The organism is Janibacter terrae NBRC 107853, from assembly GCF_001591405.1.
Classification (GTDB): Bacteria; Actinomycetota; Actinomycetes; order Actinomycetales; family Dermatophilaceae; genus Janibacter; species Janibacter terrae.
This window is the reverse complement of sequence record NZ_BCUV01000002.1, coordinates 169,575-184,417: the sequence shown is the minus strand read 5'-3', so window position 1 is coordinate 184,417 and position 14,843 is coordinate 169,575. Positions and strand designations below refer to the sequence as shown.

Here is a 14,843-nt window from a genome sequence, read left to right as displayed (position 1 = left end):
TAGGGGAATGCCGTCACAGGAGGTCGCGCAGGCCCGGGTCGGCGAGGTCGAGCGCGGCGCGCAGGGCGTCCGCTGCCGTCCGGGCGTCCCGCACGGCGACGGCGATCCGCTGGCAGTCCGGGCGGGAGTGCAGCGAGAGGGCGAGCCGGACCATCGGCACCCTGGAGGGGGCCATCGACAGGCTCGAGGCGCCGAGGCCGACGAGGACCAGGGCGAGCAGCGGGTCGCCCGCCGCCTCGCCGCACACACCGATCGGGGTCCCGGTCGCCGCTCCCCCGTCGCACGCGGCGGCGATGACGTCGAGGACGGCCGGCTGCCAGGGGTCGAGCAGGTCGGACAGCTCACCCTGCATCCGGTCCGCCGCGAGGGTGTACTGCGACAGGTCGTTGGTCCCGATGCTCGCGAAGTCCAGGTCGGCCAGGACGTGCCGCGAGCGAAGGGCGGCGGCCGGCACCTCGATCATCACGCCGACCGTGGGCAGCCCGTGCTCGCGCACCCGCCGGGCGAACCAGTCCGCCTCCTCGGCGGTGGCGACCATCGGGGCCATGACCCGCACGTCGGCTCCGGTGTCCGCGGCGGCCACGGCGAGCGCCGCGAGCTGGGTGTCGAGCAGCTCGGGTCGGGCGGCGGACAGCCGCAGGCCGCGACGGCCGAGGGCCGGGTTCTCCTCGGGACCGAGGTCGGCGAAGGACAACGGCTTGTCGGCGCCGGCGTCGAGGGTGCGCACGACGACGCGCCGGTCCCCGAAGGGGGCCAGGACCCGGCGGTAGATCTCCGCCTGCTCCTCGACGGTCGGGGCGGTCGTGGCGGAGAGGAAGACGAACTCGGTCCGGAAGAGCCCGACCCCCTCGACGTCCTGGGCCGCAGCGGACTCCGCGTCCTCGACGTCACCGATGTTGGCCAGCAGCGGCACGGGGTGCCCGTCGCGCGTGCGCCCGGGACCGATGGCGCCGACCAGGGCCGCGGCGCGACGCTCCCGGCGTGCGGTGAGGTCGGCGACGAACTCCTCGCTGGGGTCGAGCGTCACGGTGCCGAGGTCCCCGTCGACGGCGACCGGCGTGCCGGCGACCAGCTCGAGCGCCCGGTCGCACTGCACGACGGCGGGGATGCCGCGCTGCGCGGCGAGGATGGCGGTGTGGCTCGTGCGGCCACCACCGCTGGTGACGATGGCCAGGACGAGGGCGCGGTCGAGGACGGCGGTCTCCGCCGGCGCGAGGTCCTCGGCGACGACGATGCTCGGCTCGGCGAGGTCCGGGACGCCGGGAGCTGGCACCCCGAGGACCGCCGCGACCGCCCGCGCGCCGACGTCCCTGAGGTCGGCGACGCGCTCGGCGAAGTACCCGCCGAGGGCCTCGAACTGCACGACGAACTCGTCCACGGCCGACTCGATCGCGGTGGCCGGCCCCTCCCCGGCGTCGAGGTGCGCACCCGCCGCCTTGAGCAGGCTCTTGTCCCGGGCGATGAGCGCGGTGGCCGACAGGATCTCGGCAGCGGTGTCCTCGACCCGGCCGGCGCGGTCCTCGAGGTCCCGGGCGACCGACTCGAAGGCCGCGGCGACCGCCCCCTTCGCCTGCTCCGGGTCGGTGGCGGCCGGCTCACCCTCGGGCGCGCGGACGGGCGGGGCGACGAGCACCACCGGGCCGTACGCGCTGCCCGGGGAGACGCCGATGCCGCGGCGCGTGCTGTCCTCGACGGCCATCGGGCTCACTCCTTGGCGTCGAGGTCGGTCTCGAGGAGCTCGACGAGACCGTCGAGGACCTCCTCGGCGCCGTCCCCGTCGGCGGAGATCTCGACCCGCTCGCCGTGCTTGGCCCCGAGAGCCATGACGCCGAGGATGCTCGTCGCGTCGACGGGCGCCTCGCCGAGGCGGGCGATCTGCACGTCGAGACCGGACTCGCTGGCCTGCTTGACGAACAGCGCGGCGGGCCGGGCGTGGAGACCGACGGAGGAGGCGATGGTGGTGGTGCGACGGGCCATGGGGTTCTCCTGGTGGTGTGGTGGTGGTCGGCGGTCAGCCGGCCCGCTGGCGCGGGCAGGCTCCCACCTTGTCAGGCGGCGACGCGCTGTGGCTGCGTGTCGACCGCCGTCGTGCGGGCCCCGAGGGACTTGAGGACGACGACGATCAGGGCCATCACGAGCACGCCGATCACGAGCGCGACGACGAACATGAGGAAGTTGCCCATGAGTGGCAGGACCCAGATGCCGCCGTGGGGTGCGCGCAGGGTGACCCCGGCGGCCAGGGCGATGCCCCCGGTGAGGGCCGATCCGACGACGGAGCCGGCGATGACCCGGACCGGGTCGGCGGCGGCGAAGGGGATGGCCCCCTCCGAGATGAACGACGCGCCGAGCAGCCAGGCCGCGCGGCCGTTCTCCCGCTCGGGCTCGGTGAAGAGCCGCGGCCGCACGGTGGTGGCGAGCGCCATGGCGAGGGGGGCGACCATGCCGGCCGCCATGACCGCGGCCATGATCTTCAGCTGGATGGCGTCGGTCGCCGCGCCCGCCGTGGCCAGGCCGGTCGTGGCGAAGGCGTAGGCCACCTTGTTGACCGGGCCGCCGAGGTCGAAGCCCATCATCGCGCCAAGGATCAGACCCAGGACGAGCGAGCTGCCTCCGCCCATGCCCTCGAGCGCCGCCGTGAGGTTGTCCATGAGCCAGGTGATCGGCCGGCCGAGGACGGTGATGAAGAGGCCGGCGGTGATGAAGGTCGACAGCAGCGGGATGACGACGACGGGCATGATGCCGCGCACGCCGGCGGGCACGGTCCAGCCGGCCAGCCACCGGGCGACGAAGCCCGCGAGGAAGCCCGTGGCCAGGCCGCCGAGGAAGCCGGCCCCCATCGTCGCCGCGATCCAGCCGCCGACGATGCCGGGGACGAGGCCGGGACGATCGGCGATGGCGTAGGCGATGTAGCCCGAGAGGATCGGCACGAGGAACCCGAAGGCGGCGCCGCCCATGACGAAGAGGAGCGCGGCCCACGAGGTGAGGCTCACCGGGTCGAAGCTGTTGGTGATGTTGTACTTCCCCTCCGCGTCGAGGGCGTACTTGGTGATCTCGATGGCGCCCTGCTCGCCGAGGGCGACCTGGGCGAGCATGAAGGAGAGCGCGATGAGGATCCCGCCCGCGGCGACGAAGGGGATCATGTAGCTCACGCCCGTCATGAGCCACTGGCGCACCCTGGTGGCCGTCGACACCTCGTCCTGCGCCCCGGCCGAGTCGTCGTCCTCCGTGCGCGCGGCCCGGGCCGCGGCCCGCTCGGGGTCGGCAGCCCACTCGCGGGCCAGCGTCGTGGCGCGCCGGACGAGCTCGGGTGCGTCGGAGACGGCCTTCTTCACGCCCACGTCGACCGTGGGCTTGCCCGCGAACCGGTCCTTGTCCCGGACCTCGAGGTCGTGGGCGAAGATCACCGCGTCAGCGCTCTGGATCTCCTTGCGCGACAACGGCTTCGAGCCCGCAGAGCCCTGCGTCTCGACGGAGATCGTGTGCCCGGCCTCGGTGGCGGCGAGCTCGAGGGCCTCGGCGGCCATGTAGGTGTGGGCGATGCCGGTCGGGCAGGAGGTGACCGCGACGAGGTGGAGGGGCGCGTCCGACGGCGCTGCCGCGGGAGCCTCGGCCGGCACTGCTGCCGGCGCTGCGGCGGCGGCGGGCTCGTCCAGGGCCACCCGCGCGTTGACGATGTCGACGACCTCGGCCTCCGTCGTCGCCGCCTCGAGGTCCGCGCGGAAGCTCGTGTCCATGAGGGCCCTGGCGAGCTTGGGCAGGACCTGCATGTGCGCCTCTCCCCCGCCCCCGGGGGCGGCGATGAGGAAGACGAGGGTGGCGGGGCCGTCCGCCGCGCCCCAGTCGATCCCCTCGCGCGATCGTCCGAAGACGAGCGACGGCTCGGTGATCGCCGCGCTGCGGGCGTGGGGGATCCCGATGCCTCCGGGGAGACCGGTGGCCATGACCTCCTCACGGGCGCGCACGTCCTCGAGGAAGGCCTCGAGGTCCGTCGCGCGACCGGCGGTCACGAGGGTCTCGGCGAGCGTCCGGGTGGCCGCGTGCCGATCCGGGGCGACCAGGTCGAGCACGACCTGGGACTGGGTGATGAGCGCCATCTCGGGGTTCCTTTCGGACAGCTCAGTCGCGGACGGCGAGGGAGCGGTCGGGGGTGGAGGTCAGCTCGACGGCGATGCCGACGAGGTCGTCGGGGCCGGGGACGCGGCTGCCGGGCAGGGTGACGGCCGCGGCGCCCCAGAGCACGCCCGTGCGCAGGGCGGCCTCGGGTGTGGTGCCGCTCGACAGGTCGTGGACGAGGCCGGCGAGCATGCAGTCGCCGGCACCGACGGTGGACCGGGGGGTGCCGATCGTGGCCCGGGCGTGGGTGGCTCCCGAGGCGTCGACGAGGACCGCGCCGTCGCGACCGAGGCTCACGGCGACCGTGCCGATGCCCTGCGCGACGATGTCGCGGGCCGCGTCGATGACGTCGCCGAGCGTGGGGAGCTCGGCACCGACGAGCTCTTCGAGCTCGACGCGGTTGGGCTTGACGAGGTCCGGGCGCTCGGCGACCGCGGGACGCAGGGGGTCGCCCGAGGAGTCGACGGCGACGCGGGCCCCCGCCGCCCGAGCAGAACGCACGAGCCGGGCGTGCAGGTCGACGGGCGCACCGGGTGGCAGGGAGCCGCACGTCACGACCCAGACCGGCTCGTCGGGGACGGAGCGGACGCAGTCGGCGACGGTCTGCAGGAGGCGGCCGACCTCCGAGGCGTCGAGGGTCGGGCCGGGCTCGTTGAGCTTGGTCGTCGTGCCGTCGGGCTCGACGGCGGTGATGTTCAGCCGGACGGAGCCGCGGATCGGGACCCCCCGGCGGGCGACTCCTGCGTCGTCGAGCAGGTCGGCCATCAGGTGCCCCTCGGGGCCCCCTTCGGGCAGGACGGCGAGCGTCGCCGCGCCCTGGGCGGTGAGCGCCCGCGAGACGTTGACCCCCTTGCCGCCGGGGTCGATCCGGCTCGAGGTCGCGCGGTTGACCGCACCCCGGTGCAGGTCGTCGAAGGCCACGGTGCGGTCGACGCTCGGGTTGGGCGTGAGCGTGATGATCATGCGAGCACCACGGCCATGCCCTCGGCGCCGAGCGCGGCGGCGGTGTCGGTGTCGAGGTCCTCGTCGGTGATGAGCAGGTCGATCGACCCACCGTCGGCGAAGCGGTGGAAGTGGTCGTCCCCGGACTTGGTCGAGTCCGCGAGGACGACGGTCCGGCGCGCGGCGGAGACCATGGCCCGCTTGGCCACGGCCTCGGCCTGGTCCGGGGTCGTCATGCCGCGCGTCGGGGAGAAGCCGTTGGTGCCGAGGAAGGCGACGTCGACGCAGACATCGGCGAGGGCGGAGGTGACCCAGGCCCCCACGCAGGCGCCGGTCCGGCCGCGGACGCGACCCCCGAGGACGTAGAGGCCCGTGTGGGTGTGGCCCTGCAGGATCACCGCGGTGTCGATGGAGTTGGTGACGACCGTGAGCCCCTCGCGGTCCGGGAGGAGCTCGGCGAGCGCCCGCGTCGTCGAGCCGCCGTCGAGGAGGATCGCGCCCTCGGTGGGCAGCTCGTCCAGGGCCCGGGCGGCGATGCGGCGCTTGGTCTGCGAGTTCTGGCTCGCGCGGGTCGCCAGGGGCGGCTCGACCTCGAGCCGCTCGACCGGGAGCGCCCCGCCGTGGACCCGGCGCACGGACCCCCGGCGCTCGAGGGCGGTGAGGTCACGCCGGACGGTCTCCGTCGTCACCCCCAGGGCCGAGGACAGGGCGAGGACCTCGACCCGCCCGTGGGCGCGCGCCATCTCGAGGATGCGCTGCTGCCGCTCGGGTGCGTACATCGCGGTGGACTCCCTCGTCCTCCATGGGCGTCACGGGCGCCCGTACCAGTGGTGACGAAGCACCACGATAGGACCCGAACCAACAGAAGTAAAGAGAAACCAACCTGTATTTGTGTTGGGAGTTCCGAGCGGCAGGACCTGCCCGCGCCGCCTAGCCCGGCACGGCGTAGAGCAGGTCGCCGGCGCCGACACGTTCCGGCACGCCTGACAGGTCGAGCGAGTCGGGGGCGGCGTCGAGGACGATGACCGGGACCTCGCGCGAGATCGGCCGCCCCGCGACCTCGTTCGGCAGCGACGACGGGTCCCAGGTGATCATCGGGTCACCGGCGGCGACCGTCGCGCCCTGCTCGACGAGCACCTCGAAGCCCTCGCCCTGGAGCCCCACGGTGTTGATCCCGAGGTGCACGAGCACGCCGGTGCCCTCGCCGACGACGACGAAGGCGTGCGGGTGCACCTTCATCACCGCCCCGCCGATCGGGGCGAGCACGCTCGTCCGGCCGTCGGGTGGGTCGATGACGACCCCGGGGCCGACGAGCTGGGCGGCGAAGACGTCGTCGACGCTCTCGGTCACGGGCCGCACGGCGCCGGCGCAGGGGGCGAGGACCTCACTCACATCAGGTCCTCGATGTCCTCGGCCAGGGTGTCGGCCTCGGGGCCGACGACGACCTGGACGACCGTGCCCTGGGCCATGACGCCGTGCGCGCCGGCCGCCTTGAGCGCGGCCTGGTCGACCTTGGAGCCGTCGCGGACCTCGGTGCGCAGCCGCGTGATGCACGGCTCGATCTCGACGACGTTGTCGGCGCCGCCGAGGCCGGCGAGGATCTGCTCCGCCTTGGTTGCCATGGTGTGTCCTCTCGTAGGGTGGTGCGTCAGGTGTCGGTGCGGGTGACCTTGGCCAGGCCGCGGGGGCTGTCGGGGTCGAGGCCGAGCGCTCGGGAGAGCCGCTCGACGAGCTGCTGGGCCGGCGCGATGAGCCCGAGCGGAGCCACCGCCTCCGGCAGGTCGGGCCCGGCGACGTGGACGTCGCAGGCCCGCGCGAAGGGGGTGTCCCCGCCGATGCCGACGACCTGCGCGCCCCTGCGGCGCAGGTCGTCGGCGAGCTCGGTGACCGGTCCGGTCATCGGGCCGTCCTGGGCGGCGACGAGCACCGCGACGACGCCGGGGTCGACGACGGAGATCGGCCCGTGTCGCAGGTCGGCGTACGAGTAGCCGCGCACGGGCACGAGGCAGGTCTCCTCGATCTTCAGCGCGGTCTCCAGCGCGGTGCCGAGGCACATCCCGCGGCCCGAGACGACGACGTGCTCAGCGCCGTGCAGCAGCTCCACGGCGGGGTCGAGCCGGCCCGGGTCGGCGAGCGCCGCCTCGACCTCGTCAGCGACCCGGGCGAGCGGCTCCTCGACCCGCGCGCCGAGGGCGTCACCGAGGACGGCCGTCGCGGCGAGCTGGCTGAGGTAGGTCTTCGTGGCGGGCACCGCCCGCTCCGGCCCGGCCCGGGTGACGAAGGGGAGGTCCGCCCCCTTCGCCAGCGGGGAGCCCTCGACATTGGTCACGGCCACGGTCGCGGCACCGCAGGCCCGGGCCCACGCGAGCGTGTCGACGATCTCCGTGGTCGCGCCGGACTGCGAGATCGCGACGGCCAGCGTGTCGGTGAGGTCGAGGCGGGCGCGGTAGTGGGTCGCGATGCTCGGGGCGGCGAGGCCCGTCGGGACGCCCGCGCGGGCCTCGAGGAGGTAGCGGGCGTAGACGGCGGCGTTGTCGCTCGAGCCGCGGGCGACGAGCAGGACGCGGCGACGACCCCGGGCCAGGGCGTGCACGTCGGCACGCAGCGGCAGCAGGGCGGCGAGGGTGCGACGGACCGCATCGGGCTGCTGCGCGATCTCGTCGGCCATGACGCTCACGTGCTTGACACCTCCCACCTCGACGTGGATCCTCACTGGTACGTACCAGACCGTACCAATGAGGGTGAGGATCCGGAAGTGTCCCGGGACAGGCTGATCGGCTCTCGACCGAAGCACGCGCAGCTGCGCGCCCGCCTCGCCGAGCTCGCGAATGCCCTCGGGCCCGACGCGGCCATCCCCTCCGAGCGCGAGCTCATGACGACCCACGACGTCTCGCGGGCCACGGTGCGCAAGGCGATCGAGTCGCTCATCGCCGACGGCCTGCTGAGCCGCGTGCACGGCAAGGGCACCTTCGTCACCCGACCGCGGCTCGAGAGCCAGCTGCACCTGGCGAGCTTCAGCCAGGACATGCGCCGGCGCGGGCTCGAGCCCTCGACCCGGCTGCTCGCCGTCGAGCGGGCGGCTCCCCCGGGCGAGGTCGCCGCATGGCTCGGCGAGGACAGCTCGTGGCGGCTGGAGCGCCTGCGGCTGGCCGACGGCCAGCCGATCGCCCTCGAGGAGAGCTGGTACTCCGCCACGCTCCTGCCCGACCTCGATGCCCACGACCTGGGCGACTCGATCTACGCCCTCCTTTCCGACGAGTACGGCGTCGCCATCGACGCCGCCGAGCAGACCCTGTGGGGCGAGAGCGCCGAGGGCACCGTCGCCCGGCTGCTCGCGAGCCCGGCGCACACGCCGCTGCTCGTCTTCCGTCGCCTCTCCTCGAGTCTCGGCCGCCCGGTCGAGCACGTCGTCTCCCGCTACCGCGGGGACCGCTACCAGCTGCACATGTCGTTGCGCCGGGACGACACCCCACCCCCGGCACCTGAAGGAAGGGATTGACTCGTGACCACTGCAGACGGGCCCATCGACGTGCCCGGCGACCGCCCGGAACGCAAGAAGCTCAACCTCGCCCCGCTCCAGAAGTTCGGGCGCAGCCTCATGCTGCCCATCGCGGCCCTGCCCGCAGCGGCGCTCCTGCTGCGCCTCGGCCAGCCCGACCTCCTCGGCGCCGACGGCCTCGGGTGGACGCGCGTCGCGCCGGTCATCGGCGCCGCGGGCGGCGCGCTCTTCGACAACCTGCCCATCCTCTTCGCCGTCGGCATCGCCATCGGCATGGCGAGGAAGTCGGACGGCTCGACGGCCCTCGCGGCCGTCGTCGGCTACCTCGTCTTCAAGGGCGTGGGCGACGCGATGTCCCCCTTCGTCCTCGGCGCTGCCCCCGAGGGCGAGGAGCAGGAGCTGATCAACTACGGCGTCTTCGGCGGCATCATCATGGGCCTCGTCGCGGCGTGGCTCTGGCAGCGCTACCACCGGATCAAGCTGCCGGCATACCTCGCCTTCTTCGGCGGCCGCCGCTTCGTCCCGATCGCGACCGCCACCGCGGCCATCGTCATCTCCGTGCTCGTCAGCCTCGTCTACACGTGGTTCGACGCCGGCATCACCAACCTCGGTGAGTGGGTCGCCGACAACGAGGTGCTCGGCGGTTTCGTCTACGGCACGGTCAACCGGCTGCTCATCCCGACCGGGCTGCACCACATCCTCAACAACCCGCCGTGGTTCCTCATCGGCGAGTACACGCCCGCGGGCGGCCAGCCGGTCACCGGTGACATCGCCCGCTTCCTCAACGGCGACCCGACGGCGGGCGCCTTCATGACCGGCTTCTTCCCGATCATGATGTTCGCCCTGCCGGCCGCCGCCCTGGCGATCTACCACGAGGCCAAGCCGGCGCAGCGCAAGGTCGTCGGCGGCATCATGGGTTCGGCCGCGCTCACCGCCTTCCTCACCGGCGTCACGGAGCCGCTCGAGTTCGCCTTCATGTTCGTCGCGTGGCCGCTCTACGTCATCCACGCGCTCCTCACCGGCAGCTCGCTGGCCCTGGTCAACGCCCTCGGGATCAAGGACGGGTTCGGCTTCTCCGCCGGCCTCTTCGACTACGTCCTCAACTTCAACATCGCCACCAAGCCCCTGCTGCTCGTCGTCATCGGGCTCGGCTACGCGCTCGTGTACTACGTGCTCTTCCGCTTCGTCATCCGCCGGTGGAACCTGCGCACCCCCGGCCGCGAGGAGGAGGGCGAGGAGTCCCTGGTCACGGCGGACGACAGCGCGTGATCCTCGCCGCCGACCGCGTCCTCGCCCCGGGGCGCACGCTCGCCCCGGGGTGGGTGCGCGTCGCCGGTGACCGCATCGTCGGGACCGGCGAAGGGGGTCCCCCCTCACCTGCCGAGGTGGTCCTGCCGGGCACCCTCGCGCCGGGTTTCGTCGACACCCACTGCCACGGGGGCGGCGGCGCGTCCTTCACCGTCGGTGACGCCGACGAGGCGGCGACCGTGGCCGCGGCGCACCTGCGCCACGGCACGACGAGCCTCGTCGCGAGCCTCGTGACCGACGAGGTCGACGCCCTCGACCGGTCGATGCGGGGGCTGCGCGACCTCGTCACCGACGGGCTGCTCGCCGGGCTGCACCTCGAGGGCCCGTGGCTCGCGCGCGACTTCTGCGGCGCCCACGAGCCGGCGCTGCTGCGTCCCCCTTCGCCGGAGGACGTGGAGCAGCTGCTGGCCGCCGGGGGCGAGGCGCTGCGGATGGTGACGCTCGCACCGGAGCTCGACGGGGGCCTCGACGCGGTGCGCCGGGTCGTCGGTGCGGGTGCGGTGGCGGCGGTGGGGCACACGGACGCCACCTGGGAGCAGACGCGGGCGGCGATCGACGCCGGCGCGAGCACCGCGACCCACCTGTACAACCAGGTCCGCGGCCTCCACCACCGCCGGCCCGGACCGATCGCGGCACTCCTGCAGGACGAGCGGGTGTCGGTCGAGCTGATCTCCGACGGCGTGCACGTCCACCCGGCGATGCTCCGCCTCGCGCTCGGCGCGGCGCCCGGCCGGATCGTGCTCGTCACCGACGCGATGGGCGCGGCCGCCGCGGCCGACGGCGACTACCACCTCGGCCCGATCCACGTGCAGGTGCGCGACGGGGTGGCCCGCACACCGAGCGGCGCGATCGCCGGCTCGACGCTGACCATGGCCGCTGCCGTGCGGCACTCCGTCGCGAGCGGGTTCACGCTCGAGCAGGCGGTGGACGCGGCGACCCGGGCACCGGCGGCCGCCCTCGGCCTGGGCGACGTCGGTCGCATCGAGGCCAGCGCCCGCGCCGACCTCGTCGTGCTCGACGAGACCCTCGAGGTGACCGCGGTGATGCGCTCGGGGTCGTGGACGACGGGGCCCTGACGACCTCCCGTGGTCTCGGTCCACGCCTTCTCCACTGCTCCGTACTCTGAGCACGCGGGCCCAGAGTACGGAGCAGTGGAGAAGGCACTCGGCGCACTGCCCGGGCCGCGCGGGCCACGGCGCACTCGACGTGGCCCGAGGGATCAGCCCTCGAGCTCCTCGTCGATCGCCTCGCCCGTGACGTCGTGGGCGCGGACGCCCGCGAGGTGGGCGCCGCCGAGCGGGTCGGCGTGCCAGCGCACGAGGTCCCAGCCGTCACCGGGGTGGCCCTCGAGCAGGACCATGCCGGTGTTGTTGATCCACAGCTCCTCGACGTGCGCCGCGTCGAGTCCGGCCGCGAGGGTTGCGTAGACGCGGATCGCCGCGCCGTGGCTGAAGAGCGCGACCGTGTCGTCGCGCCCGTGGGCCTGGGCGATGCCGCGCACGGCCCCGTCGTACCGGGCCATGAAGTCGTGCCCGGTCGCGCCGCCCGGCAGGACGTGGTCGAGGTCGCGGTGCAACCACGCGGCCACTCCCCCGAGGTAGGCCTCGACGGCCGATCGGTCCGACCGCATCTCGTACTCGCCGGCGGCGATCTCCTGGAGCCCCTCGCGCACGTGCACGTCGACGCCGCGCTCCGCGCCGAGCGGGGACCCGGTGAGCTGGGTGCGCACGAGCGGCGAGGCGTAGACCGCGCTCACGTCCTCGTCCGCGAGCGCCGCGGGCACGGCCGCGGACTGGGCTTGACCGAGCTCGGTCAGACCCGCACCGGGGAAGGCGGTGTCGAGCGCACCGGTCACGTTGTTGGGGGTCTGGCCGTGACGGATGAGGAGGAGTCGCACGCCAGCAGGCTACGTGGCCGCCACGGCCGCCAGCACCGCGGTCAGCGGGGCCGGCGCGCGGTCGAGGTCGAGCGCCTGGACGCACAGCCCCGCGTACCTCGCCTTGCGACCAGACTGCGACGTGAGGAAGCGCCGCAGCACCAGCTCGCGCGTCCAGTCGCGCTGCGCCGGCATCCCCGCCAGCAGGCGGAGGGAGGTGGACTCACCCGCGTCGATGACGGCCTCCACGCCGTCCGGACCGAGGGCGCGCAGCAGTTCGTCCTCGAGGTCGACGAACGCAGGCGTGGAAGTCCCGTCGTGCAGGACCGCCCTCGTCGGGCGCGACGGGGATCCCGGCCGCGGGTCCACGTCAGCGCACCCCGACGACCCACACGTACTGGCGGGCGGCGCGGCTGCGACGACGCTCGGTCCGCTTGCTGAGGACCGCGTAGCCGTCGGGAGAGGTCTGGACTCCGGGGGCCATCCCGTCACCTGCCGCGACCGTCGTCGCCGTCCGCGCGTCCACGACCCGCTGGCTCGAGCTGAGCTTGTCGCCGAACACCGCCTCGCGCGTGCGGTAGAACACGACGAGTCGCCCGCGTGGCTCGTTGGTCGCGATGCGCATGCCGTCGGGCACCTCGACCGAGCCGACGCCCGTGCCGGACAACGCGTCCGTGATCGTCACCCGGTCACCGTCGCGCCGCAGCAGGTAGCGGTCGTGCACGACGCTCCTGCCATCGGGCACCTCCTGGCTCTCGTCGACGGGAGGGGCCTTCACCGTGACGAACCCGGACCCGTCGAAGAGCCGGACCGAGTCGCCGCACCTCACGAGGGGCGTCGCGTCGGCCGCCAACCGCCCGCCGGAGTCACCGGGGGTGTCGAGACGCGCGCCCGGGCAGCTGACCCGTGCGACCTCCCGGCCGGAGCGGAGGGAGGTCGCCGTCACCTCGTCGCCCGAGCGGTGCACCGCGATGTCCTCGCGCACCACGACGCGGCCGCGAGGTGAGTCCTGCCAGTTCCGGGCGATCCTGCCGGTGTCGAGGTCGAGGGCCTCGGTCCGGTCCGTGCGCGGCGTGAGCAGCACGTAGCGCTGCTCCGGCAGAGCGGTGGGGTAGAGCGCGGCCAGGTCGGCGTCGCACGCCACCCCCGGGTCGTGGCTCCACGTGACCGCGCCGTCGTCGAGCGCGACCCCGGAGACGACCAGCTGACCGTCCGTCCCTTCCTCTTCCAGCCTGGCTGCGCCGTCCGAGGACAGGCAGGACACGACCGCCACGTGCTCCTCGGAGAGCCCGATGACCTCGGCCGACTCCCCCGCCCGCAGAGTCTTGTCACCGTGCGCGACGAGCAGGTCCGCGGCCAGCGCCTGCACCCGTGTGCCGTCACCGGAGATCGTGACGTCCCCGCCGAGCGCGCTGACCGACCTCCCGTCGGAGGTCAGCGCCTCGGGCCGCCCGTGGCCCGGCAGCTGCCAGGCCCCGCCCTCCTGCGCGTGCTCGACGAGGTATCCGCCCTCGTCGTCGGAGTGGACGAACCAGCCCCCGGGCCCCAGCTGCACCGAGAAGGTGTCGTCGCCCTGGTAGTAGACCCGGCCGTCGACGGCGCCGCTCCCGCGGCTCGTGAAGAACCACAACCCCGCCCCGGCGAGCAGTGCTCCGACCACGACGACGGCGACGAGCCTGGTGAGGTCGGCCGCCTTGCTCGGTGTGCGGGTCATGACGCCTCCCGCGCGCCCGCGACCCAGGTGCGGGGCGCTCCGTCCTCCGCAGCGTCCTCGTCGAGGGAGACGAGGACCTCCCCGGACGGAGCCAGGTCGGCCCCCGTGCGCATCCCCGGCCCGGCGGCGAGCACGAGCTCGCCGGTCGTCGCGTCGAAGACCCGGTAGTCACCGGTCACGCGCTCCCCGCCGGCGTCGATGCGGACGAACCCGATGAGCCGACCGACCGGCCCGAACTGCCCGACCTCGTAGCCCTCCGGGACGTCCAGGGTGCCGATGGTCTCGTCGGTGAGCCCGTCGGAGAGCTGCACGCCGTCGCCCGTGCGCCGCAGGACGGTCCGGCCCACCGCGACCGGCTCGGAGCCCAGCTCGCCGTCGATCCCGGTGACGGGGGCGGCCCCGCTGTCGACGACCTCGCCGTCGTCGACGAGGCGGACGCCGTCCCGGCAGGCGACGAAGGGGATGACCTCCGGCGCGAGCTGCCGGCTGATGTGCTGCGGGTCGCCCGCACTCGCCCCGTCGCACTCGACCCGCGCCACGACCTCCTCCGTCGCCAGCGAGCGGTAGGCGACCGCATCCGCGCCGGCCGGCTCGAGGACGTGGTCCCCGTGGACGGTCACGTCGGACCTGCGGACGCCGGTCCAGCGACGCTCCACCCGGCCGGTGTCGAGGTCGACCGCGTGGCGGGCGTCGTCAGCGGTCTCGACGAGCAGGTACTCCTGCTCCGGCAGCGTGCCCGGGTAGTACGACGGCGTCACCTGCGGCCCGCACGCCACCCCCGTGTCGTGCGTCCACGCGACCGAGGCGTCCTCGAGGTCGATGCCCGCGACGACCTGCGTGCCGCCCTCGACCTCGTCGACCAGGCGGGCCGGTGCGGGCGCGAGGCAGGTGAGGACGGCGACGTGATCGGCACTCACCCCGACCGGGACGACGTCCTCGCCGGGCCACAGGTCCGCGTCGCCGAAGGCCTCGACGATGTCCTGCGCCCGGGTCGTCAACCGCGACCCGTCACGCTGGAGGACGACCTGCCCCTCGACGTCCTGGACGATGACCCCCTTCGGCGTGATCTCGCGCCGCGAGGACATGTCACCGACGGTCCAGCTCTCGTCCGTGCGCACGTTGGTGGCGACGTACCCGTCGCCGTCCGCCGGGTGGGTCACCCACCCGTCCGGGCCGAGCTGGACCGCGATGTCCTCGCTGCTCCACAGCACCCGGCCACCCACCTGCGGATCCTCGCCGCCGAACGCCGGGAGGTCGTCCCAGAAGTAGATGGCGGCCGGGACGAGCGAGAGCGCGAGCACCCCGAGGAAGATCCACGGGACGCGGCGCCGGGGACCGCTCTCCTGCACTGGGCTGGTGTGGGGCGAGGTCGTCACGGGGAGATTGTCGCC

15 protein-coding genes are annotated in these 14,843 nt (G+C 74.1%); 3 read left to right on the top strand and 12 right to left on the bottom strand.

Going from position 1 to position 14,843, the window contains the following annotated elements; all coding sequences use genetic code 11:
* Nucleotides 1-13: 13 nt before the first annotated feature.
* The 8 genes from ptsP to JT1_RS00915 form a co-directional block, all read right to left on the bottom strand.
* Nucleotides 14-1,699 (bottom strand): phosphoenolpyruvate--protein phosphotransferase, encoded by a 1,686-nt coding sequence (ptsP, locus tag JT1_RS00950; RefSeq protein ID WP_068321593.1) that lies wholly within the window; start codon nucleotides 1,697-1,699, stop codon nucleotides 14-16.
* Between the two features lie 5 nt (nucleotides 1,700-1,704).
* Entirely contained in the window at nucleotides 1,705-1,977 is a 273-nt protein-coding gene (locus JT1_RS00945) for an HPr family phosphocarrier protein (protein ID WP_068321589.1), read from the bottom strand.
* Nucleotides 1,978-2,048: 71 nt separating this feature from the next.
* Entirely contained in the window at nucleotides 2,049-4,094 is a 2,046-nt protein-coding gene (locus JT1_RS00940; RefSeq protein ID WP_068321585.1) for a PTS fructose transporter subunit IIABC, read from the bottom strand.
* A 22-nt stretch (nucleotides 4,095-4,116) separates the two neighbouring features.
* Nucleotides 4,117-5,076 (bottom strand): 1-phosphofructokinase, encoded by a 960-nt coding sequence (pfkB, locus tag JT1_RS00935; protein WP_068321581.1) that lies wholly within the window; start codon nucleotides 5,074-5,076, stop codon nucleotides 4,117-4,119.
* Nucleotides 5,073-5,834 (bottom strand): DeoR/GlpR family DNA-binding transcription regulator, encoded by a 762-nt coding sequence (locus tag JT1_RS00930; protein WP_068321574.1) that lies wholly within the window; start codon nucleotides 5,832-5,834, stop codon nucleotides 5,073-5,075. The genes pfkB and JT1_RS00930 overlap by 4 nt, the downstream gene beginning before the upstream one ends.
* Before the next feature lie 151 nt (nucleotides 5,835-5,985).
* Nucleotides 5,986-6,447 (bottom strand): PTS sugar transporter subunit IIA, encoded by a 462-nt coding sequence (locus JT1_RS00925; protein WP_068321573.1) that lies wholly within the window; start codon nucleotides 6,445-6,447, stop codon nucleotides 5,986-5,988.
* Complete coding sequence (locus JT1_RS00920; RefSeq protein WP_255218231.1) at nucleotides 6,444-6,707, bottom strand: PTS sugar transporter subunit IIB; 264 nt, start codon at nucleotides 6,705-6,707, stop codon at nucleotides 6,444-6,446. Before JT1_RS00920 ends, JT1_RS00925 begins: the two co-directional genes overlap by 4 nt.
* Complete coding sequence (locus JT1_RS00915; RefSeq protein ID WP_068322452.1) at nucleotides 6,704-7,723, bottom strand: SIS domain-containing protein; 1,020 nt, start codon at nucleotides 7,721-7,723, stop codon at nucleotides 6,704-6,706. The genes JT1_RS00920 and JT1_RS00915 overlap by 4 nt, the downstream gene beginning before the upstream one ends.
* Nucleotides 7,724-7,810: 87 nt before the next feature.
* Here JT1_RS00915 and JT1_RS00910 point away from each other — a divergent pair, with 87 nt between their 5' ends.
* The 3 genes from JT1_RS00910 to nagA are packed head-to-tail and all read left to right on the top strand — an operon-like array spanning nucleotide 7,811 to nucleotide 10,938.
* Nucleotides 7,811-8,554 carry a GntR family transcriptional regulator gene (locus tag JT1_RS00910; protein ID WP_068321567.1) on the top strand — a complete coding sequence of 248 codons (744 nt, stop codon included), beginning with the start codon at nucleotides 7,811-7,813 and terminating at the stop codon, nucleotides 8,552-8,554.
* 3 nt (nucleotides 8,555-8,557) lie between these two features.
* Nucleotides 8,558-9,823: a PTS transporter subunit EIIC gene (locus JT1_RS00905; RefSeq protein ID WP_082817141.1), complete on the top strand. Its 1,266-nt coding sequence runs from the start codon at nucleotides 8,558-8,560 to the stop codon at nucleotides 9,821-9,823.
* Nucleotides 9,820-10,938 (top strand): N-acetylglucosamine-6-phosphate deacetylase, encoded by a 1,119-nt coding sequence (nagA, locus tag JT1_RS00900; protein ID WP_255218217.1) that lies wholly within the window; start codon nucleotides 9,820-9,822, stop codon nucleotides 10,936-10,938. Before JT1_RS00905 ends, nagA begins: the two co-directional genes overlap by 4 nt.
* A gap of 143 nt (nucleotides 10,939-11,081) precedes the next feature.
* On the opposite strand, the gene JT1_RS00895 is transcribed toward nagA, so the two are convergent.
* The 4 genes from JT1_RS00895 to JT1_RS00880 are packed head-to-tail and all read right to left on the bottom strand — an operon-like array spanning nucleotide 11,082 to nucleotide 14,828.
* Nucleotides 11,082-11,759, bottom strand: a complete 678-nt coding sequence (locus JT1_RS00895) for a histidine phosphatase family protein (protein WP_068321564.1) — start codon at nucleotides 11,757-11,759, stop codon at nucleotides 11,082-11,084.
* Between the two features lie 9 nt (nucleotides 11,760-11,768).
* Nucleotides 11,769-12,107: a hypothetical protein gene (locus tag JT1_RS00890; RefSeq protein WP_068321561.1), complete on the bottom strand. Its 339-nt coding sequence runs from the start codon at nucleotides 12,105-12,107 to the stop codon at nucleotides 11,769-11,771.
* Nucleotide 12,108: 1 nt separating this feature from the next.
* Nucleotides 12,109-13,452 (bottom strand): hypothetical protein, encoded by a 1,344-nt coding sequence (locus JT1_RS00885; protein WP_068321558.1) that lies wholly within the window; start codon nucleotides 13,450-13,452, stop codon nucleotides 12,109-12,111.
* A complete protein-coding gene (locus JT1_RS00880) occupies nucleotides 13,449-14,828 on the bottom strand; it encodes a hypothetical protein (RefSeq protein ID WP_169701784.1) in 1,380 nt (459 codons plus the stop codon). Before JT1_RS00880 ends, JT1_RS00885 begins: the two co-directional genes overlap by 4 nt.
* Between the last annotated feature and the right edge of the window lie 15 nt (nucleotides 14,829-14,843).

Coding starts and splice junctions, on each gene's coding strand:
- JT1_RS00945 (WP_068321589.1), bottom strand. CDS start 1,977: ATGGCCCGTCGCACCACCACCATCGCCTCCTCCGTCGGTCTCCACGCC.
- pfkB (WP_068321581.1), bottom strand. CDS start 5,076: ATGATCATCACGCTCACGCCCAACCCGAGCGTCGACCGCACCGTGGCC.
- JT1_RS00885 (WP_068321558.1), bottom strand. CDS start 13,452: ATGACCCGCACACCGAGCAAGGCGGCCGACCTCACCAGGCTCGTCGCC.
- JT1_RS00940 (WP_068321585.1), bottom strand. CDS start 4,094: ATGGCGCTCATCACCCAGTCCCAGGTCGTGCTCGACCTGGTCGCCCCG.
- JT1_RS00930 (WP_068321574.1), bottom strand. CDS start 5,834: ATGTACGCACCCGAGCGGCAGCAGCGCATCCTCGAGATGGCGCGCGCC.
- ptsP (WP_068321593.1), bottom strand. CDS start 1,699: ATGGCCGTCGAGGACAGCACGCGCCGCGGCATCGGCGTCTCCCCGGGC.
- JT1_RS00915 (WP_068322452.1), bottom strand. CDS start 7,723: ATGGCCGACGAGATCGCGCAGCAGCCCGATGCGGTCCGTCGCACCCTC.